We start from the raw sequence: 20,465 nt of genomic DNA, 5'->3' as shown, positions 1-20,465 counted from the left end.
AAGCTGCGAAAATAGTGGCATCTCCCTGCATGCCGAGCTGCCGTGAAAGTCCTTGGGATCGAATCATCGTGCGATGAGACCGGTGTGGCGGTCTACGACACCGCATTGTCGGGCGTGCCGGCGCTGCGCGCCCACGCGGTGTACAGCCAGATTGCGCTGCATGCCGAATACGGCGGCGTAGTGCCCGAGCTGGCCAGCCGCGACCATGTGCGCAAACTGCTGCCGCTGATCCGCCAGACCCTGGGCGAAGCCGGGTTGAGGATCGACGAACTCGATGGCGTGGCCTACACCGCCGGTCCGGGCCTGGTCGGGGCCTTGCTGGTCGGTGCCGGAGTGGCGCGTTCGCTGGCCTGGGCACTGGATGTGCCGGCGATCGGCGTGCATCACATGGAAGGCCACCTGCTGGCGCCGTTGATGGAGGACGACCCGCCGCAGGCGCCGTTCGTGGCCTTGCTGGTCTCCGGCGGGCATACCCAATTGGTGTCGGTGAAGGCGCTGGGCAGCTACGAAGTGCTGGGCGAGACGCTGGACGACGCGGCCGGCGAAGCCTTCGACAAGACCGCCAAGATGATGGGCCTGCCGTACCCGGGCGGCCCGCAGCTGGCGGCCTTGGCCGAAACCGGTACGCCGGGGCGCTATAAGTTCGCGCGTCCGATGACCGACCGGCCTGGCCTGGATTTCAGTTTCAGCGGGCTCAAGACCCAGGTGCTGCTGGCCTGGCGGTCCAGCGACCATTCCGACACCACCCGCGCGGACATCGCGCGTGGCTTCGAAGACGCGGTGGTGGAAACCCTGGCCATCAAGTGCCTGCGCGCGCTGGATGCGGCCGGCTGCAACACCTTGGTGGTGGCCGGCGGCGTGGGCGCAAACAAGCGCTTGCGCGCGCGCCTGCAAGAGGCCGCCCAGCGCCGCGGCGGCCGGGTCTGCTTCCCGCGCCCGGCCTTGTGCACCGACAACGGCGCGATGATCGCCTTCGCCGGCGCGCTGCGGCTGCAGGCCGGCGAACATGCGGATGCGGCGGTGCATGTGACGCCGCGGTGGGATATGGCGGGCTTGCCGCCGCTGGCGGCGGCGCGGGAATCGGGAGTGGGGAATCGGGAATAGTGAAGAGCTTTACGCCGATCCTGTCCGTACGTGCGCTGTTGTCTTTGCTCCTCCCCATTCCCTATTCCCGACTCCCGATTCCCCATGGATAAAGTGTTTATTGAAGGTCTCGACATCGATGCGCTGATCGGCATCTACGATTGGGAACGGCGCATCCGGCAGACCTTGCGGTTCGATCTGGAAATGGGGTTCGACAACCGCATTCCGGCGGCCAGCGACGACATCGCCGATACGTTGAACTACAAGGCGGTGAGCAAGCGCTTGATCGAGTTCGTGCAAACCTCGGACTTCGGGCTGGTGGAGACGCTGGCCGAGCGCTGCGCGGCGCTCGTGCTGGACGAATTCGGCGTGCACTGGCTGCGTTTGAAGCTGAGCAAGCCGGGGGCGGTGCGCGGCGCGCAGGCGGTGGGCGTGATCATCGAACGGGAACGAGCGGTCTGATCGCCGCCTGCGCACCCGCCTGCCGGCCATTCACTCCATGGCGGAAGCCGGGAGGGCTGGAGGCGCCTGGCGGAGAGGGCTGCGCCGCTGCGGCATTCTGGCGCGCACTGTGCGTTGCAACCGGCCTCTACAAATCACCAAATCCCACTCCCGGCCCTCGAAACTTGCCTGCGCGCAGGTGCGTCAGGCTAGAATTGACGGCCATGTAAACGTTTTCTCAAGGATCTCATGGCTGCTGATCGCATCGAAACCCTGATTGCCCGGATGACCGTCGAAGAGAAGGTCGGACAGTTAGGTGTGTTCGCCGACATGGTGCGGCCGTTCGCGCCGGACGTGAATCCCGAGGCCAACGTGCTCAATGCCGACGAGGTGTTGCAGCAGGTGCGCCTGGGTCGGGTCGGCTCGCTGTTCAACGGGGTGGGCGCCGCGCTGGGCGTGCAGATCCAAAAAGTCGCGGTGGAAGAGAGTCGCCTGGGGATCCCGGTGATCCTGGCCGCCGACGTGATCCACGGCATGCGCACGGTGTTCCCGATCCCGCTGGGCGAGGCGGCCAGTTTCGAGCCGGCGTTGGCCGAGCGCACCGCGCGCGCCACCGCGATCGAGGCCACCGCTGCCGGCCTGCACTGGACCTACGCGCCGGCCGTGGACATCGCCCGCGACCAGCGCTGGGGCCGTGGTGCCGAGGGTGCCGGCGAAGACGTGATGCTGGGCGCCGCCTTTGCCGCTGCCCGTGTGCGCGGGTTTCAGGGCAGCGACCTGACCGCCCACGATTGCCTGTTGGCCACGCCCAAGCATTTCGCCGCCTATGGCGCAGTGGCGGCGGGCATGGAATACAACACCGTCGACATCGCGCCGCAGACGCTGCGCGATGTGCACTTGCCGCCGTTCAAGGCCGCTTTCGAGGCCGGCGCGTTGACCGTGATGTCGTCCTTCAACGACATCAACGGCGTGCCGGCCAGCGCCAACCATGAGTTGCTGACCGAGATCCTGCGCGGGGAATGGCAATTCCCAGGCGTGGTGATTTCCGATTACACCGCCGACATGGAATTGATCGCCCATGGCTATGCCGCCGATGAGCGCGACGCGACCAAGAAAGCCTTCCTGGCCGGGTTGGACCTGAGCATGCAGAGCGGCTTTTATGCCGCGCATCTGCCTGCGCTGGTGGAAAGCGGCGAGGTGCCGATGGCCACGTTGGATGCCAGCGTGCGGCGCATCCTGCAGCTGAAGGACGCGATCGGGCTGTTCGACAATCCGTATCGCTCGCTGGACCCGGCGCGCGAAGCCGACACCACGCACCTGCCGGCGCACGATGCGCTGTCGCGCGATGCGGCGCGGCGCTCGATCGTGCTGTTGAAAAACGAAGGCGGCGTGTTGCCGCTGAAGAAGAGCGGCCAGCGCATCGCGTTGATCGGCCCATTCGTGCAGGACCGCGAGAACATCGAGGGCTGCTGGACCTTGTTCGGCGACAAGGAACGCTACGTGACCCTGGAGCAGGGCGTGCGTGCGGTGGTCGGCACTGAAGATCTGAGCGTGGTGGCCGGTTGCGGACTGGAAGAGGCGCTGCCGGGTGGCATTTCCGCTGCGATCGATGCAGCGCAGGCGGCCGATGTGGTGGTGCTGGCGTTGGGCGAGCCGCAGCGTTTCAGTGGCGAGGCACAATCGCGCACCGAAATCACCTTGCCGCCGGCGCAACAGGCACTGGCCGAAGCGATTGCAGCGACCGGTACCCCGATGGTGGTGTTGTTGCGCAATGGCCGCGCGCTGGCCTTGAGTGGTGCGGTGCGCGATGCCGATGCGATTGCCGTGACCTGGTATCTGGGCACGCAAACCGGGACCGGCGTGGCCGATGTGCTGTTCGGCGACTACAACCCGTCGGCGCGTCTGCCGATCAGCTTCCCGCAGGTGACCGGGCAACAGCCGTATTTCTATAACCATCTGCGCACCGGGCGCCCGGAATTGCCGGCCCTGTCCGAGTACAAGGCGCGTTGGCGCGAGATGCCAAACGAACCGTTGTATCCGTTCGGACATGGATTGAGTTACACCACCTTTGCGTATGCGCAGCCGCAGTTGAGCGCGGCGCAACTCGGCTGGGATGAGACACTGACCATTACCACGCGCGTCACCAACACCGGCAAGGTCGCCGGCGAGGAAGTGGTGCAGTTGTATGTGCACGATCGCGTGGCCAGCCGCGTGCGCCCGGTGCGCGAACTCAAGGGATTTCGCAAGGTGTTGCTGCAGCCCGGCGAGAGCCAGGAGGTGGTGTTCACACTGGAGCGCGACGCGCTGGCATTCACCAACCACAAGGGCATCTTCGGTGCGGAGCCGGGTCTGTTCGATCTATGGGTGTGCGCGTCGGCCAAGAGCGGCGAGGCCGTCAGCTTCGAGCTGCTGGAACGCTGATAGCGGCGCGCATGGCACCGACAGCCAGCGGCTATCGTGCGAACGGATGACCACGGCTACAACACGAAGCCCCCGCTGATGCGGTGCTCAGACGCGATGACGACTGTTCATGTCGTCATCGCGTCTGCCGGTGCGCTGCGTCAGCTACACCGGCTCATGCTGCGGAATCGATCAGGCGTCGTTCTCGACCGCGGCCTTGCTCTTGGGCGTCAGCTTCAGCAGACGTCCGGTGCTGCCACTGGCTTCGTCTTCCAGTAGCCAGAGCGCGCCGTCCGGACCTTGTTCCACTTCGCGGATGCGTGCGCCCATGTCGTAACGCGCCACTTCGCGCGGCTGGTCGCCCAGCGACACCTGCACCAGCGCCATCGACGACAGCCCACCGATGAAGCCATTGCCGCGCCACGCCGGGAACTGTTTGCCGCTGTAGATCACAAAGCCTGCCGGCGAAATCACCGGTGTCCAGCTGATCTTGGGCGCGGCGAACTCCGGGCGCGTGTAGTGGTCGGGGATCGGCGTGCCGTCATAGTTGTCGCCGTTGGAGACGATCGGGTAGCCATAGTTGGCGCCACGCTGGATCAGGTTCAACTCATCGCCGCCGAGCGGGCCCATTTCGTGTTCCCACAGGCGGCCCCTGCTGTCGAAGGCCAGGCCAAGAATATTGCGGTGACCCAACGACCACACCTGCGCAGCAACGCCGCCTTGCGCAACGAACGGGTTGTCGGTCGGTACGCTGCCGTCGTCGTTGAGCCGGATCAGCTTGCCGAGGTTGGCTTTCATGTCCTGGGCAGGAGTGAATTTCTGCCGTTCGCTGGAGCTGATCCACAGTTTGCCATCGGGCCCGAACGCGAGCCGATGCCCGAAGTGGCCATTGCCGGTGACCTTGGGATCCTGGCGCCAGATCACCTTCAGGTCCGACAGCGTGCCGCCGCCGGTTGCATCCAGCGTGAGTTTGGCGCGCGCCACCGCGGCGCCCCGCGTGTCGCCCTCGCCGGGCTCGGCATAACTCACGTAGACCAGCCCGTTCTTGGCGAAGCGCGGATGCGCCAGCACATCGCCGAAACCGCCCTGGCCACCATAAGCAACGGCCGGAATACCGGTAATGGCGCTCTTGCGCTTGGTCTTTAAGTCCAGTCGCATCAAGGCGCCGCGCTTTTCGCTGACCAGCAAGCTGCCATCGGGCAGAAAGGTCATTGCCCACGGTTCGTCGAAATCGGCGACCGTGGTGGCCTGAAATGGCCACTGTGCCTTGGGAATGGAGGCCGCGGGGGCGGCTGCGGGCGCAGCAACTGCAGTGCCGGCAGTAAACAGGGTGGCCGAGCAGGCCAGGGCAAGCAGACGACGGACAGACATGGGGTCCTCCTGGGGATGGGCGCGGTACGTTGCAGCCCTCCCGCAACGTGTCCCGCGTCGGGTTTTCAAGTACCTTACACGACGTCGCCGGGGGCACCCTTGTTGCAGATCACTGTCTGCACGACGCCCGCGTCTCACATCGTTGTATGTCGTGCATCGTTTCACCATGGAAAGACGTTTCCATAGCCACGCAAAAACCTCGCCTGCTTTTATCACTGCATCCTGGACCGCCTTGTTGCTAGGCAGTGCGGCATATCTGATCGAGTTGTGGAATGCCGAGAGGTTGCTCAACGAAAAGGGTTACTACTTCACGCTGCTACTGTTCGGTTTATTCGCATCGGTATCATTGCAGAAGAGCGTGCGTGACCGTGCCGATGGGATTCCGGTCACTGGCTTGTACTACGCCATTTGCTGGTTTTCGCTGATCGTCGCATTGGTGCTGCTGACCATCGGCCTGATCAATGCCACGCTGTTGCTGAGCGAAAAAGCTTTTATGCCATGGCATATGCTTTGAGCCTGTTCGGTGCGGTTGCGGTGCAGAACAATACCCGCGATGCGATGGAGATCACCGACGCGCCGCGCAGTGCGCGTAGCGTGCCGCCAGAACTCGACTGAACCATTGCAGATCGTAAGATGCAACGACGCCACCTTGACGGTGGCGTTGTCGTCTCAGCGCTTATGCGTATCGTCGCCGGTGACGAAATCGGCTGCGTTTTCCCAGGCGCGCTTGACGGCATGTCGCGCCTTGCTCCAACTCAGCGACGAGGTGCCGCGCTTGGCTTCCCAATCGCGATGCAACTCGGCTTCGACCTGATCGTACGCGCGCGCGTTGTCGCGGATACGCGCTTCATGGCCTGCCAGATAAGCACCTTCGTAGTCTTCGTAGCGATCGCCTTCGGTGTAATACGGCTCTTCGGTGAAGCGTTCGCGCCAATACGTCGATACGTTCTGACTGAGGTCTTCGTCCGGTGCCCGGCCCGGAATCTGATACGGCACGTTCATGCCTGTCTCCGTGGTGGATGTGCGGGTTACCCTAGGCCGATCGCCGTTAATTTCATTGCCAGGGCAGGTGAGGAGTACATCAATGCAGCATGCTCAAAGGGCGGCGTCGGCCACGCTTTTCAACGCGCTATCGCTGCAGCGTTGCGTGGCAGATTCTGGTCGATCGCTTCACGTGGTCGCTGAGGCCGCTTCATACGGCAATGGGGTGGCACCTGCCGCCACCAGGGCGGCCTCGGCGTCCTGGAGCGCCGGCTGCTCTGCGTCGATGATCACCAGCACGCGCCCGGCCTGGATTTGATCTTCGAACTGACGACGCACCGGATCGGGCACCGTGGCGCCGATCAACGCCGACGACCAGCTGCCGACCAGCGCACCAGCCAGTGCCATGACGCCCGCGCCGGCCAAGGTCAGCCCGATCGGCGGTACTGCGATGGCGACCAGGCCAGCCACCAGGCCGGCGGCACCGCCGGTGGCGGCGCCGCGTGCGGCAGCGGGAAGGAAGTCGGTCTTGACGTCCTTACGTTCGTCCGGCACCTCCTGCAGCTCGATATCGGAGCGGGCAATCAACGAGAGCGCATCATTGTCGATGCCGGTACTGCGCGCGGCCTGCAGCACGCGCTGGGCGCTGTCGAGATCGGCGGTGCTGTAGACATGGCGCAGTTTCATCGCAAGCTCCCATGCAGGTAGAAGCGCAGCGTTGGGTGCGCGCGGTTAGGTGTGCGTGAGCGCTGCGCGAGCATGCCGCGAAATCGCAGGTCATCGCCGGGCGCGCGGCTCACTGCCCGATGGACGGGAACGTGCAGCAAACATGCGTTCGTGCGCGCATGCCGCCTCGAAGGCTGCTCAACCGCAGTTCGTCGTGCCCTCAGCCGCTTTCGACCTGCTTGCGCGGAAACAGATAAAACACCCAGCCGACCAGAAGTGCGACGCCTGCTGCGGCCAGATTCTGCCAACTGGCGCTGGCCAGCAGGCCCAGCGACAGCACCAAGGCGGCAATGGGGATGGCCGGGCCGCCGGGCAGGCGCAACGTGTCGGTGCGCTGCCGGTACCTGCGCGCCAGCACGATCACTGCTGCGGCGGTGCCGATGTAGGCGAACAGGCGGGTGACCATCGACAGCAATGCCAGCTGCGTAAACGATCCCGACAACGCCAATGCAAGCGACAACGCACCCTGCGTCAGCACCGCCGCGGCGGGCGTGTGGAAGCGCGGATGCACGCGTGCGAGAAACGCAGGGCCATAGCCATCGCGCGCAAGCGCAAACAGAAAGCGCGGGCCGAGCATCACGGTGTTGCTGGTGGTGCCGAGGATGGAAATGGTGGCACCCACGGTGAGGATCAGTGCCAACGCTTCGCCACCGAATCGGCTTGCGGCATCTGCCAGCGGCGTCGGCGAGGCCGCAAGGTTGGGCAGGGTGCCTTGCGCCACCACCTGCACGGCGGCGTAGATCAGGGTGACGGTGACGATCATGGTGATCAACGCAAATGGCACATCGCGCCGCGGGTTGCGGTATTCGCCAGCGGCCGCCGGAATGTTTTCGAAACCCGCGTAGGCGAACAGCAGCAGCAAGGCCGCTTCACCGAGATTGCCCAGGTCGCGCAGATCGGGAGCGGTGCCGGCAAAGGCCCACGACCAATCGACATAGAACAGGCCGATCGCCACGAACAGCAACAACGGCACCAGCTTGCCGATGACCAGCGCGATGCCGGTGCGCGCGGCCGACTTCACGCCGATCACGTTGATGGCGGTGAGCAGTCCCAGCGAGCCGACGACCACCAGCAAGCGCGCCCAGGGATCGGTGGAGGCGGTGGGCCAGAACCGCGCCACTGCGTCGGCCAGGCCATTGCTCAAGGCGGCGGCCGAGCTGATGCGGGTAAGCCAGATCATCCAGCCAATCTGAAAACCGACGAACGGGCCGAATGCTTCGCGCGTATAGAGATAGCTGCCGCCCGGCGTATCGAAGTAGCTGCCCGCCTGCGCGTAGCACAGCACCAGCAAGGCGACCGCGAGGCCGGCCAGCATCACGGCCCACAGGCTCATCGGCCCGAGCAGCGCGGCGGTTGCGGCAGGCAGCAGGTAGATGCCGCTGCCGATGACATCGTTGATCGACAGGCCGACGATCTGCCATCGGCTGACGACACGGACCAACCCCGTCGCGTCCGGCGCAGGTTGCGGCGTGCTCATGGCGCGTCCTCGGTCAGTGCAGGCAATTGCCATGCAGTGTGCAGGCGTGCGTATTCGGTGCGTGGCAGCAGCACGAACAACGGGCGATCTTCCGGCTTCAGCCAGGCGAGCAGGCGTTGCATGTCGGCCGCCGCCATCGCAGTGCAGCCGGCGGTGAACTGGCCCGGCGTGCGCCACAAGTGCGCGAAGATGCAGCTGCCGCGCCCGGGAATGGCCTTGGGGTTATGCGCGATCACGAAACCCTCGCTGTAGCGCGCATCGCCTGGGTGGCGCAGATCCAGACGCATCGGCTCGGTCGAGCCGGCGACGGCGGCCTCGCCCACTTGCGCGGCATCGACGATGCGGTTGTACAGCGGCGAGCTGGGCACATCCATGCAGTAATGGGTGGCGCTCATCGCCTGGTACGGCATCGCGGTGTCGATCTTCGAGGCATAGCCGAACGCCGGGCCGATGGCGAAGACGCCGGCAGGGCTGCGGCCATCGCGTTCGCGCTTCTGCGGGCCTTGCGTCTGCGCCGGATGCAGGCCCTCGCCCCAGGCACTGCCATGCCGCCCGAGCGCGACGGTAAAGCTCCGGGCAGCCGGTTGCCATTTGCCATCCACACGGGTGAAGGTGTGCAGACGCGCCTGGGTGCTGTTCCAGTCCGCGGTGGTCACCACGATCAATGTGCGTGCCTGATTCAACGCATCGACCGGGCTGGCCGCGATGGAGAGACTGCTACAGCTTGTCAGCGCCAACAGCACAAAGGATCGAAACACGGTGGCAAGGCGCATGCAGGCTCCGGGTGTTGGGTCGAGCGGGATGAATCTAGGGGCGACACACGTTGCTGAAGACGGGGCCACGCAGGTGTCGCGTGATCGACGCCGCCTTGTCGTTACTGTACTCAGCAATGCCGCCCGGTGGTGCATATGCGTGCCGCGCAGCAGGCAGGCGCGTCCGTTGCCCGGAATCGGCGAGTAACGCCGGTCATACCAACGTTTCAGCGCGGTCTGCTCCACTTGGGAGCCGTGCGCTGCACCGCGTCGGCCGCTTTCACGCCGGCAACAGCTCCAGCCCACGAATGCGGCGAATGCCCAGTCCCGGCGAATCGTCGATGTGGATCTGCGCCTCGTCGAAATGCGCGCCGCCCTCGGTGGGGTCGAACTGCCCGAGCGCAGGTGCATCCAGATCGGCCAGGGTGATGCTGTCGGCCTTGGCCACCGCCAGATGCACCGCGGCGGCCACACTGATGCTGGATTCGATCATGCAACCGATCATGCATGGCAACCCGTACACCCCGGCGATGTCGGCGATGCGGATGGCATTGGACAGCCCGCCGGTCTTCATCAGTTTGATGTTGATGATGTCGGCGGCGCGACGCTGAATCAGCTCGATCACCTGCGTGGGCGAGAAGACGCTCTCGTCGGCCATCACCGGCGTGTCGATGCGTGCGGTGACGAAGGCGAGCCCGTCGAGGTCGGCGGCCTTGACCGGCTGCTCCAGCAGCTCCAGCGCGACGCCGCCATCTTCCAGCGTGCGCATGGTGCGCACCGCTTGTTTGGGCGTCCAACCTTGATTGGCATCCAGCCGCAGCGATGCGCGCCCGGCCACTGCCGCATGAATTGCCGTGACGCGTTCGACATCCGACTCGATGTCCTTGCCGACCTTGATCTTCAGTGCGCGATAGCCGCGTGCGAGCGCGGCCTGCGCCTGCGCCACCATGGTGTCGATCGCATCGGCGCTGATGGTGATGTCGGTGGTGATACGCGGCGTGCCGCCACCGAGCAACTGGTACAGCGGCGCACCAAACGCCTGCGCCCATAGATCGTACAGTGCGATTTCCACGGCGGCCTTGGCGCTGGTGTTGCGTTCGATCGCGTGTTGGACGCGCCCGCATAGCCGGTTGAGATCGGCCACGTCCTGGTCGATCAGCTTGGGGCCGATGCAGTGTTCGATCGCGGCAATGATGCTGCCATGGGTGTCGCCGGTGATGGGCGCGGTGGCGGGCGCGGCGCCGTACCCGATATGGCCGCTGTCGGTCTGCAACAGCACCACCACGTCCTCGATTGCCTGCACCGTGCGCACGGCGGTCTTGAATGGCGTTTTCAAGGGCACGCGCAGCATGCCAAGCCGCAAGCCGGTGATCTTCATGAGGCGGCCGTTGGAAAAACGCGTTGAATGCGGGTGATGTGGTCGATGAATGCAGTGCCATCGCTGGCTAGCAACGGCAGCAACGGGGTAACCGACACACCATTCAAACGCGCGCGCTGCACGCTGCCATCGACGGCGCGGTAACTGGCCCCGGCCACATCATGGATCACCCATGGCGTGCCATCTGCATGCCCGATGACCAGCATCACATGGCCTGGAATGTAGATCAGATCGCCAACCTGCAGCTGTGCGAGCCGTTGCAGGCGTTGCGCCAACGGCGCGCCAGCGTCGAACGCAACACCGTGCAACACCGCGCTGCGCGCCTGATCGCCGGTATTGCGAGGCAGCGCGAGACCGAGGCTGCGATAGACATCCAGCACGAAGCCGCTGCAATCGCGCGCATCGTAATCGTTGCCCCAGCCATAGCGTTCGCCAAGGAATTTGAAGGCCTGCTGGAGCAATGCGGCGTCGGTGGCGGGCAACGCGCCGATGCGCACATCGGCACCGCGCGGCATCAATGCGGGCACCAACTGCAGACGCCCATCGGCACTGCGCACCGGCAATTGCACCACGTGCGCCGCTAGCGGCAACTGTCCGTTGACTGGCTGCTGCGGCGGCCAGTCGCCGATCAAGGGCAGGCTGGTGCCCATGTCCAGGGTCAGTGCAGAAATTGCCGGACGTTCGGGTGTGTAGGCGGTCTGCGCGCGGGCTGCGGTGACGATCAGGCGCGGGCTGCGCTGTGCGTAATTCAGCACCTCGGTGCGGCTGCCTTCGGCAAGCTGCGTGCTTGCGATCCAGGCAGCGTAGTTGGCGGCGATCACGAACTTCCACGCGCCATCGGCACTGCTGTGCAGGACCGCCACCGGCGTGCCGGGGTATAGCGCCGATTCCTGGAAGCGGTCGATATCGCGGTCGTCGGTACTGGTGAACACACGCTGCGCAGTGGGGAAGGTGCGCAATGCGCCACGTGTGACGACCAGCGCAAAGCGCAGTGGCACCTGTGCGGGTATCGCATCCAATGCCAAGGCCGTGCGCAATGTCGCCAAGCGTGCGGTATCCAGACGCCGCCCGTCTGCGTCGTAGAGCGGACGCGTCGGTATTGCCGATAACGCGTCGATACGCGCTCTCACATCGGCTGCGGGCAGCGTCTGGGGAAGTTGCGCGATGTCATGCATCGATGCATCGTCGCGCAGCAGGCGTGTATTGACGTCGGCGATCTGCGCGGGGTCGATCCGCGGCAGCTGTGCGTTGCGGCTGCGCCGGATCCAGTACTCTGCGGTGAACTGTACATCGCTGACGACAAAGGGCGGTGCTTGCGCGGCCGGCGTGGCAGCAGGCGCTGGTGCGGCGCCGCTGGGAAGGGCAAGCGCGATCAGCAGCAACATCAGCAGGTGGCGCGACAATGGCATGCAGGGCTCGGGAGGAAGGCAGCCGCTGGCGCGCTGCGAGGCAAGGCCGATAGTGGCATGCGGCGCAGAGCGTATCCACATGTCCTAACTGCGTGGCGACTCTTGCCGGCAGGGGACGTGTGGGGGCGCGTCGGTGCAGAGCGTGCAGGAAGCCCGTGACCCTCCTTGCCGCAGCCGTAGATACGCGAGTGGCCGCTACTGCCGTCTCCGCAACGGCGATGCTTGCCAAGCTGGGAGACACCACCTGCGACTCACCGATGGCAGCGCGCAAGGCCACCGCGCTGCCGACGGTCCCATCGGCAGACGGCCGCGCAAGCACGACTCGGCCGATAATGGTGCTGCGCAGGTCGTCCGGCCTTCCCAGGAGCAATCCGTGCTGCCCAGCTTTTCCCTCTCGTCATCGGCCTGGCTGCGTGCAGCCGTTTGCCTGGCCGCTCTGTCGCTGGGCGCCTGTGCCCACGCACCGCAGCGCAATCCGCTGGCGCAGTGGGTGCCATCGCCTAACTACGACACGCGGCGACCGATCCTGATCGTGTTGCATTTCACCGACCAGCAGTCAGTCCGGCAAAGCCTGAGTACCCTGCGCGGCCGCAACAGTGGCGGGCGCGTCAGTGCGCACTACCTGATCGGCGAAGACGGCCAGCGCTACCAATTGGTCAGCGATGGGCAGCGCGCCTGGCACGGCGGGGCCGGGCGCTGGGGCACCATCACCGACATCAATTCGGCCTCGATCGGCATCGAACTGGACAACGACGGTAGCGAGCCATTCGCGCCGGCGCAGATCGACAGCCTGCTGGTGTTGCTGGACGATCTGTGTCAGCGCCTGCGTATCCCGCGTACGCAGATCGTCGGCCATGAAGACGTGGCCCCGACGCGCAAGAACGACCCCGGACCGTTGTTCCCCTGGAAGCGCCTGGCCGACGCCGGTTTCGGCCGCTGGCCCGCTGCCGACGCGCCCGCAGCCCCGGAAGGTTTCGACCCGTGGCAGGCGCTTGCCCTGATCGGCTACAGCATCGACGATCCGGCCGCCACCCTGCAGGCGTTTCACCACCACTATCGCGGCAACAGCGCCACCACCCTGGATGCCGAAGACCTGCGCATCTTGTCTGCGTTGACCCACCACGCGAGACCTTCCAGCCCGCGACCGGCGCTTGAGCCAACTGAAGGCGACGACCACTAGGCTCACAGGGATCGCGCCATGCTGTAGCAGGGGGCGAAAGACGCGCGGCTTGATCTGCCGCGCAAATGCGGCATCTTGCAAGGGAACCGAAATGACCGACAACCTGCTGTTCCGGAATGGGCGCTGCTGGCGGCAGTGCTTTGTTCAAGGCGCTTTGCTGATGAGCGCCGTGGCGCCATTTGCGCTGGTCGCCGGCCAGGTGCATATGTCCTCGGCAAGGACCGCGGCAGAGGCCGGCCTTGTGGACGTGCACGCCCTCGCGCCGGATATCGCATTGGACATGCGGTATGCGAGCAGCAACAACTTCACTGGGCGGATGGTACCGGGCTATGACGCGCCGCGGTGTTACCTGTTGCGGCCGGCTGCCGACGCATTGGCGCGAGTAGCGCAGACGCTCAAGGCCGAGGGCTATCGGCTACAGGTGTTCGATTGCTATCGGCCGGTGCGGTCGGTGAAGGCATTCGTCACCTGGGCTGCGGATCTGCAGGATCAATCGACCAAGGCGCAGTACTACCCGCGGGTGGACAAGCGCGCACTGCTGGGCGATTACATTGCGCCCACCTCCGGGCACAGCCGTGGCGCGACGCTGGACCTGGGCTTGCTGGAGTGCCGGCCGGGCGGGTGCCGTGCAGTGGACATGGGCACAGGATTCGACTTCTTCGATGCGCGGGCGCACACCCACGCGCCCGACATCAGCGCAGCGCAACGCGCGCACCGCCAGCGCCTGTTGCAGGCGATGGCGGCCGAAGGATTTTCCAACTATCCGATGGAATGGTGGCATTTCACGTTGCGTCCCGAACCCACGCCCGAGACGGCCTACGATGTTCCGGTGGACTGACAGCGACCAGGCAACACGCTCTTGGTCGCTGATCGATCTGGTCGTGCTCGCGATCGGTTGGCCGCTCGCGAGAGCCGTGGAGGCAGGCATCGTGTCGACGTCGGCCGCACTTACATGGTCGGGCGCGCGCTCGCCTCATGCAGATCGTGCTGGCATCGGTCACCTCACCGGCACGGCGCAAGCACCAGCGCAGCGCCGGTCGTACACTCCGATGTCCGCCAGCAGCATCGGCCGGGGTCGCCCGCCACGTCCGGTCACTGGCTTCGATAGATCCAAGGAACCGTCATGTCCGACCCGGAACGCTTTGTCGATATCGCCTGCCCGTACTGCGGGGAGTGGATCACGCTGGCGCTGGACCTGACGGGCGGCGATCAGCATTACATCGAAGATTGCCAGGTCTGCTGCAAGCCGATTGCGGTAAGCGTGCGCTGGGACGAAGAAGGCGAAGCGCAGGTGACTGCGCGTGGTCAGGACGACGCCTGAGCCATTGTGCGGGCGGCCGCATCTGGCCCGCCTGTGGTTGCGATGCGCGACAGTAGCGCGCCCGGCGGCGTCCGGATGCCGGCAATCGCCTGTCATCTGCAGGTCGTCACGGCCGCGCCATGGGCCTGGCAGCCTCCGGTTCGTTCAGGGCACCCGCGTTGCAAGGCGCGCGGATCCAGGCGCTGCAGCCGCTAGACTGGTGCGCCTGCTGCCTGGATCGTCACAATGAATCTGCCCCTGCATTTCGGCCTGCTCGGTTCACTGGAGGCCGGGCTGATTGCGCTCGTCCTGGGCGTGGTGGTCTTTGCGGCAGTGGAGCGGGGCGGGCGACGGTTGCAGTTCAACCATGGCCACACGCTGGGCATTGCGTGCCTGCTGGCCGTGGCCATCGGTGCCGGATACGACATCTGGCATCTCGTCTACACCAGCATCGTGCGGCTGGAATCGCCGTTGTATGCGCGCCTGGCGCTGGCCAAGATCCACGACCCCAACGAATTGGGCTCGCGCGTGGTGCTGGAAGTGGCCGGCGCGCTCGCTGGCGTGGTGCTGGGTTGGAAACTGTTCAGTTCCGGGAGCTGGGAAAACGACCCGCCAAGTGCCTGAGCATGCGGCATAAAGTGCGGGGCAGGTCGCAAAATTCCATGCATTGAATGAGGCGCTTCGGTTTGACTCACTTACGCCTAACAGGCGCTTAGCCGCAAATATTCAGGCGGTGGTTAAAAGCCTGTTTCGCGCGAAATTGCGCCGGGTTGGGCGTTCATTTGCGATGGGTAGGGTGGTGCCATGTGCGGCGACACCGCGCATTCCCAAGCATAAGGAGACCACCCCAATGAAGAATCGCAACCGCACCTCGCTGCTCGCCGCTACCGCCGCTCTTGCTGCCGCCCTGGCGCTGCCGGCGATGGCGCAAAGCACTTCTCAGGACGCAGCGGCGCAGTCCGGCAGTTCGGCCACCTCCGCACAATCGAGCGGTGCAAGCTCCGGTGGCGGCCAGACGTGGGCCAGCGTGGACACCGACAGCGATGGCGCCATCAGCAAGCAGGAAGCGCAGGTCAACGCCGGCCTCGCGCAGATCTTCGATCAGGCCGACGGCAACACCGATGGCAAGCTGACCCCGGATGAGTACAAGGCCTTCGTCGCCAAGCAGCAGGGTGGCGGTGCCACCGGTTCGCAGGGCAACTAAGCCACGTTCAACATAGCGCTGGTTTGAGGAAGTAAGGCAAGCAATGCGCCGGCACAGAGTCCCGTCGGCGCTCAGCGACCAGCTTGACCTGCACCAGCAACAGGATGGACACGCGGGAGCGATCTGCCAGGGTCGCTCCCGTTTTGTTGACGTCTGCCGCGTTAGGGTGAGCCGTTCCGTGTCGAGCGCTCATCGATCATGTCGCACTTACGTCTTGCCCTTCTGCTCGGGTTGGCGAACCCCGTGCTTGCGCTCGCCGCACCGCCGGTGTTGCCGCCCGCCACCCCGACGACGTCGGTGCCGGCAACCGCTGGCAGCACCACACCGGCGATGTCGCCGTTGCCGATCGATCCGCCGGCTCCGGCCACCACGCCCCTGCTGCCGACGGCACCCGGGCCCGCCAAGTCCACGAGCGGTGCCGAGGCGTCCGCTGCCGCCGCCGGCAGCCTGGCACCGCGCAGTTTCCGTAGCCTGGATACAGACGCCGACGGATCGCTGACGCTGGCCGAAGCAAGCGCCGACCCGGTGTTGCGCGAAAACTTCGCCAGCTTCGACAGCAATGGCGACGGGCGTCTGTCGCGCGAGGAATTCGCCAGCTATCAGCCTGGCCCGGGCGATGCTGCAGGCGATTGAGCACGGTGCCATACCCGTGCGCTGCTAAACTTGCCCGATGAGCTCACTTGCACAGCGCGACGGCCAGGCGATCCAACTGGTCGGCTTCGATGGCGACGATACCCTCTGGAAAAGCGAGGACTATTACCGCACTGCCGAAGCGGATTTCGAAGCGATCCTGGCCGGGTACCTGGATCTGGGTGACAGCCGCATGCAGCAGCATTTGCTGGCGGTGGAGCGGCGCAACCTCAAGGTCTTCGGGTATGGCGCCAAGGGCATGACGCTGTCGATGATCGAAACCGCGATCGAACTGACCCAGGCGCGCATCGCCGCGCACGATATCCAGCGCATCGTCGAGATCGGCCGCGCCACGCTGCAGCATCCGGTGGAAGTGATTGCCGGGGTGCGCGAGGCAGTCAGTGCGATTGCAGCCGAGTACCAAGTGGTGCTGATCACCAAGGGCGACCTGTTTCACCAGGAGCAGAAGATCGAGCAATCTGGCCTGGCCGATCTGTTCCCGCGGGTGGAAGTGGTGTCCGAAAAGGATCCCCGGACTTATGCGCGCGTGCTCGGCGAATTCGGTTTGCCGGCGCAGCAGTTTGCAATGATCGGCAATTCGCTGCGTTCGGATGTGGAACCGGTACTGGCCATCGGTGGTTGGGGCATCTACACCCCGTACGCGGTGACCTGGGCGCACGAACAAGAGCACGGGGTCGCGGCCGACGAACCGCGCATGCGCGAAGTGCCCGACGCCGCCGGCTGGCCGGCAGCGGTGCAGGCGCTGGATGCGTTGGCGCGGCGGCAGGGCTAAGCTGGGGTGGGGCGCCGTTGTTGCGGCTATGCTGGTTTGGTAAGTTGATGCGTCAACGCGCGGGCGCCTCACGCGCCCAACGACAGGATGTTTACGGCTGTGCATGCGTGCGCGGCCGGAGCTTGGAGGGAGTGCCGATGACCATGGTGTCCGTTGCCCAGCGCGCCGGTTTGGCCTTGTTGCTCGGGCTGCTAGCGAGCGCCGCACCGCTGGCTGCCGCTGAGCTGGAAGAGGAAATCATCAACCCGAGCGAAGTCACCTTTCGCGACGGGCAGCCTTACTACGACGACGGCGGCGATTACGTACGCCTGCAAACGCGCCGTGTGGGCGGTGAGCTGGTGTATTTCCGTAAGGTGCGCTTCGATCGCGAGCAGGGCTATGTGGATGCGCACGGCGAGAGTGTCGCCAGGTTGCAGGCTCGACCGAGCGAGCGCGATCGCAGCGACGGGTTTGTCGGCGCCGGGTACGACGACCGGGATGTGGGCGATGGCGGATATCGGGCCGTTGGTGGCCCACTTCGCCTTGGTGCCTCGCGCAACCGCCCCTACGGCCAGATGTATTATGGCAATGGTCTGTATGGTCCGGATCCGTACAGCAGTCCGCACAATCGCGACGCACGCCAGCGTTACATCGGCCCCGGCTACATCGGCTCCTGCGATCTGAGCGGTTGCCGCGAGGTTCACCAGTTCGGGTTTTACGAGCTGCGCTAGGAGTCAGGGCGCGGCCAACGCCATCCATTGGACGTACCGTGTCATTGCCGCGCAGATCGCCGTGGCCGATCTTTCGCCGGACCTTGGACTGCGCGCCGCGGCTGACGACCACTGCAATGGCTGGTTGAAATCAGTGCGCACGGGGCCGCTGCGGCCTACGCGCTGATCTATGGCCGATAGCGCACCTGGGGCACTGCGCTGCGCTTTCTCGCCAGGCGTGGTCTGTTGATACGCGGGTGTGCCTGGCGCCCAGCAGCGGCGCTTGACCCGGCGCCCGCCTGACAGCACCGCACGCATGCGGCATCATCGCTGCATGCCTGTCTCTTGCTCATCCGTGTTGCGCTCCGTGCCATTGCTGGTGGCCTCGCTGTGGCCGGCGCTGGGCGCAGCGCAGGCATCGCCGGCATCGGCGACCGCAGCTGCAACGGAAGAAGCGGCGCCAGCGGTGACGCCAGGCACCGGCGACGTCTGGGTGGATCAGCACCTGGCCGATATGGGCAGTTATGCGCAGCGCTATCCGGCCAGCTTCATCGACGAGGTGGCGCGCTATACCGGCACGCCGCGCGCGTATGTGCAGGCGCTGCTGCAAGTGCACGGCTGGCATGCCGGCGACATCTATTTCGCGTGCTTCTGGGCGCAGACCGTGCAGCTGTCGTGCCGGGACACGGTACGCGCTTACAGCCGCGACCATCGCGATGGCTGGGAGGGTGTGGTCACGCGGCTGTCGGTGGCACCGGACAACCTGCACATGCGCGCACTGCGGCATGCCATCGTGGCCAGCTACGACCGCTGGGAACGTCCGATCACCCTGGACGCATTGCTGCGGCGCCAGCTCGGCGATCATGCGCAGCGCCTGGAAGCGGCGCGCCAGGCGAGCGAAGCGGCCGAAGCGGCGGTGCAGGCCGGGCTCTGACGCGGTCGCTGCGTCGTCGCGCCATGCACTTGCCGGCATGGCGCGGCTGTCTGCGCAACAACACGTCGCCTGCGATGCTGCCGTGCCGCTGGTCGACCCAGGCCGCGGTCGGCGAGAATGCGCTACCGCTGGCGTTCGGCCGGCACCTGCCCAAGACCAGCCCATGCGCGATACCGCCTTTGTCTCTCCCGATCAGATCCGCAGCTGGTTCGCCCAGGCGATGTCGGACATGTATCGCACCGAGGTGCCGTTGTATGGCGACCTGATGTCGCTGGTGGCGCAGGTCAACGCGCAGACGCTGCAAGCCAATCCGGCGCTGGCGCAGCGGCTGCAGCGCAACGACGAGCGCGCGCGGCTGGATCTGGAACGGCACGGCGCCATCCGCGTCGGCACGGCGGCCGAACTGGCGACCTTGCGTCGGTTGTTCGCAGTGATGGGCATGCAGCCAGTGGGCTATTACGACCTGTCGGTGGCCGGCGTGCCGGTGCATTCCACCGCATTCCGCCCGATCGACGAGGCGGCGCTGTCGGCAAATCCGTTTCGCGTGTTCACCTCGCTGCTGCGGCTGGAACTGATCGAAGACGCCGCCCTGCGCGCACAGGCCGAGCAGATCCTGCAGCAGCGCCAGATCTTTACCGCCGGCGCCTTGCAGTTGATCGAGCGCTACGAACAGCAGGGCGGGCTGGATGCCGATCAGGCACGGCAGTTCGTGGCCGAAGCGCTGGAAACCTTCCGCTGGCATGGCGATGCCACGGTGTCGTTGCCGACCTATCGCGCGCTGAGCCAGGCGCATAAGTTGATTGCCGATGTGGTGAGCTTCCACGGCCCGCACATCAATCACCTCACGCCACGCACGCTGGACATCGATGCCGCGCAGGAACAGATGCAGCGCGCCGGTATCGATGCCAAGGCGGTGATCGAGGGGCCGCCGCGTCGGCGCGTACCGATCCTGTTGCGGCAGACCAGTTTCAAGGCGCTGGAAGAGCCGGTGCGTTTTGTCGGCGATGGCGGGCAAGCGGAACACGGCACGCATACCGCACGCTTCGGCGAGATCGAGCAGCGCGGCCTTGCCCTTACGCCAAAGGGTCGCGCGCTGTACGACGCGCTGCTGGCGCAGGCGCGCGATGCCGATGGCGCCGGCAGCACCGGCACCGATTACGCCACCCGGCTGCAGACTGCCTTCGTGGCCTTCCCCGACGACGAGGCGTTGCTGCGGCAGGAAGGGCTGGGCTATTTCCGCTATGCGCTCACCGATGCCGGCCGCGCCGACCCAGCGCAGGTGGCCGCCATGCCGGCAGAAACCGCGATCGCGCTCGGCCTGGTCAGTGCCGACCCGATCATTTACGAAGATTTTTTGCCGGTCAGCGCGGCCGGCATCTTCCAATCCAACCTCGGTGGTGCCGAGCAACGCGCCTATGCCGCCCATTCGAGCAAGCGCAGTTTCGAGCAGGCGCTCGGTGCGCAGGTGCACGACGAATTCGCGCTGTATGCGCAGCTGGAGCGGGAGTCCTTGCAGGGGTTGCTTGCGTAGCATCGCGGCATGCCGCATGCCGCATGCGTCGGCGGTATCAAGCCGGGCTCAGCGCATGCGTCTGTGCTTGCTTTGCGCAGGTGTCCTCGCCCCACGGCATGGGTCCACACGCAGACGAGCGCCTGCGTGTTTCCGGTTGCTTCGCACCGAGGCTTCGCTGCCGGGCCGGGTGGGTCAGTCGAGGCG

Annotated in this window: 20 protein-coding genes and 1 pseudogene; 14 read left to right on the top strand and 7 right to left on the bottom strand. The window is 65.6% G+C overall.

Annotated elements, in window-relative coordinates; translation table 11 throughout:
• Positions 1-42 precede the first annotated feature (42 nt).
• The 3 genes from tsaD (at position 43) to ACCQ07_RS18780 (ending at position 3,945) form a co-directional block, all read left to right on the top strand.
• Positions 43-1,104, top strand: coding sequence for a tRNA (adenosine(37)-N6)-threonylcarbamoyltransferase complex transferase subunit TsaD (gene tsaD / locus ACCQ07_RS18790; protein WP_218489103.1), 1,062 nt, complete (start codon positions 43-45; stop codon positions 1,102-1,104).
• Positions 1,105-1,188: 84 nt separating this feature from the next.
• On the top strand, positions 1,189-1,545 hold the full coding sequence (folB, locus tag ACCQ07_RS18785; protein ID WP_008577426.1) for a dihydroneopterin aldolase: 357 nt from the start codon (positions 1,189-1,191) through the stop codon (positions 1,543-1,545).
• A 228-nt stretch (positions 1,546-1,773) separates the two neighbouring features.
• Positions 1,774-3,945 (top strand): glycoside hydrolase family 3 N-terminal domain-containing protein, encoded by a 2,172-nt coding sequence (locus ACCQ07_RS18780; protein WP_008577425.1) that lies wholly within the window; start codon positions 1,774-1,776, stop codon positions 3,943-3,945.
• A 171-nt stretch (positions 3,946-4,116) separates the two neighbouring features.
• On the opposite strand, the gene ACCQ07_RS18775 is transcribed toward ACCQ07_RS18780, so the two are convergent.
• Positions 4,117-5,295, bottom strand: a complete 1,179-nt coding sequence (locus ACCQ07_RS18775) for a PQQ-dependent sugar dehydrogenase (RefSeq protein WP_011348829.1) — start codon at positions 5,293-5,295, stop codon at positions 4,117-4,119.
• A 166-nt stretch (positions 5,296-5,461) separates the two neighbouring features.
• On the opposite strand from ACCQ07_RS18775, the pseudogene yiaA reads away from it, so the two are divergent.
• Positions 5,462-5,910, top strand: a pseudogene (gene yiaA, locus ACCQ07_RS18770) (inner membrane protein YiaA).
• 54 nt (positions 5,911-5,964) lie between these two features.
• Here yiaA and ACCQ07_RS18765 read toward each other — a convergent pair.
• From ACCQ07_RS18765 to ACCQ07_RS18740, 6 genes are all read right to left on the bottom strand, one after another.
• Entirely contained in the window at positions 5,965-6,297 is a 333-nt protein-coding gene (locus ACCQ07_RS18765) for a hypothetical protein (protein ID WP_372363543.1), read from the bottom strand.
• 168 nt (positions 6,298-6,465) lie between these two features.
• Entirely contained in the window at positions 6,466-6,963 is a 498-nt protein-coding gene (locus ACCQ07_RS18760; protein ID WP_014091260.1) for a hypothetical protein, read from the bottom strand.
• Positions 6,964-7,162: 199 nt separating this feature from the next.
• A complete protein-coding gene (locus tag ACCQ07_RS18755; RefSeq protein ID WP_014091259.1) occupies positions 7,163-8,479 on the bottom strand; it encodes an APC family permease in 1,317 nt (438 codons plus the stop codon).
• The gene (locus ACCQ07_RS18750; protein WP_372363540.1) at positions 8,476-9,252 is read right to left on the bottom strand and encodes a L,D-transpeptidase family protein; all 777 of its coding nucleotides are present in this window, start codon (positions 9,250-9,252) and stop codon (positions 8,476-8,478) included. The genes ACCQ07_RS18755 and ACCQ07_RS18750 overlap by 4 nt, the downstream gene beginning before the upstream one ends.
• A 259-nt stretch (positions 9,253-9,511) precedes the next feature.
• Entirely contained in the window at positions 9,512-10,609 is a 1,098-nt protein-coding gene (locus ACCQ07_RS18745; RefSeq protein WP_372363539.1) for a dipeptide epimerase, read from the bottom strand.
• Positions 10,606-12,018: a C40 family peptidase gene (locus tag ACCQ07_RS18740; RefSeq protein ID WP_029820516.1), complete on the bottom strand. Its 1,413-nt coding sequence runs from the start codon at positions 12,016-12,018 to the stop codon at positions 10,606-10,608. The genes ACCQ07_RS18745 and ACCQ07_RS18740 overlap by 4 nt, the downstream gene beginning before the upstream one ends.
• A gap of 373 nt (positions 12,019-12,391) precedes the next feature.
• On the opposite strand from ACCQ07_RS18740, the gene ACCQ07_RS18735 reads away from it, so the two are divergent.
• The 10 genes from ACCQ07_RS18735 (at position 12,392) to hglS (ending at position 20,279) form a co-directional block, all read left to right on the top strand.
• Positions 12,392-13,198 carry an N-acetylmuramoyl-L-alanine amidase gene (locus ACCQ07_RS18735; protein ID WP_011348821.1) on the top strand — a complete coding sequence of 269 codons (807 nt, stop codon included), beginning with the start codon at positions 12,392-12,394 and terminating at the stop codon, positions 13,196-13,198.
• A gap of 91 nt (positions 13,199-13,289) precedes the next feature.
• Positions 13,290-14,036, top strand: a complete 747-nt coding sequence (locus tag ACCQ07_RS18730) for a M15 family metallopeptidase (protein ID WP_031425132.1) — start codon at positions 13,290-13,292, stop codon at positions 14,034-14,036.
• Between the two features lie 285 nt (positions 14,037-14,321).
• Positions 14,322-14,519 (top strand): CPXCG motif-containing cysteine-rich protein, encoded by a 198-nt coding sequence (locus ACCQ07_RS18725; protein WP_008577403.1) that lies wholly within the window; start codon positions 14,322-14,324, stop codon positions 14,517-14,519.
• A 225-nt stretch (positions 14,520-14,744) separates the two neighbouring features.
• Positions 14,745-15,122 carry a hypothetical protein gene (locus ACCQ07_RS18720; RefSeq protein WP_031425131.1) on the top strand — a complete coding sequence of 126 codons (378 nt, stop codon included), beginning with the start codon at positions 14,745-14,747 and terminating at the stop codon, positions 15,120-15,122.
• 226 nt (positions 15,123-15,348) lie between these two features.
• Positions 15,349-15,702: an EF-hand domain-containing protein gene (locus ACCQ07_RS18715; RefSeq protein WP_005911460.1), complete on the top strand. Its 354-nt coding sequence runs from the start codon at positions 15,349-15,351 to the stop codon at positions 15,700-15,702.
• Positions 15,703-15,933: 231 nt separating this feature from the next.
• Entirely contained in the window at positions 15,934-16,335 is a 402-nt protein-coding gene (locus tag ACCQ07_RS18710) for an EF-hand domain-containing protein (RefSeq protein WP_029820509.1), read from the top strand.
• Between the two features lie 37 nt (positions 16,336-16,372).
• Positions 16,373-17,125, top strand: a complete 753-nt coding sequence (locus tag ACCQ07_RS18705) for an HAD family hydrolase (RefSeq protein WP_031425129.1) — start codon at positions 16,373-16,375, stop codon at positions 17,123-17,125.
• Positions 17,126-17,262: 137 nt separating this feature from the next.
• The gene (locus ACCQ07_RS18700; protein ID WP_372363538.1) at positions 17,263-17,835 is read left to right on the top strand and encodes a hypothetical protein; all 573 of its coding nucleotides are present in this window, start codon (positions 17,263-17,265) and stop codon (positions 17,833-17,835) included.
• 295 nt (positions 17,836-18,130) lie between these two features.
• A complete protein-coding gene (locus ACCQ07_RS18695; RefSeq protein ID WP_136733303.1) occupies positions 18,131-18,748 on the top strand; it encodes a hypothetical protein in 618 nt (205 codons plus the stop codon).
• Between the two features lie 163 nt (positions 18,749-18,911).
• Positions 18,912-20,279, top strand: coding sequence for a 2-oxoadipate dioxygenase/decarboxylase HglS (hglS, locus tag ACCQ07_RS18690; protein ID WP_008577389.1), 1,368 nt, complete (start codon positions 18,912-18,914; stop codon positions 20,277-20,279).
• Positions 20,280-20,465: the final 186 nt, after the last annotated feature.

It is taken from the genome of Xanthomonas sp. NCPPB 3583, from assembly GCF_041475715.2.
In the GTDB taxonomy this organism is placed as follows: Bacteria; Pseudomonadota; Gammaproteobacteria; order Xanthomonadales; family Xanthomonadaceae; genus Xanthomonas; species Xanthomonas euvesicatoria.
The sequence above is the reverse complement of the archived record's forward strand: the minus strand, read 5'-3'. Positions and strand labels throughout refer to the sequence as shown.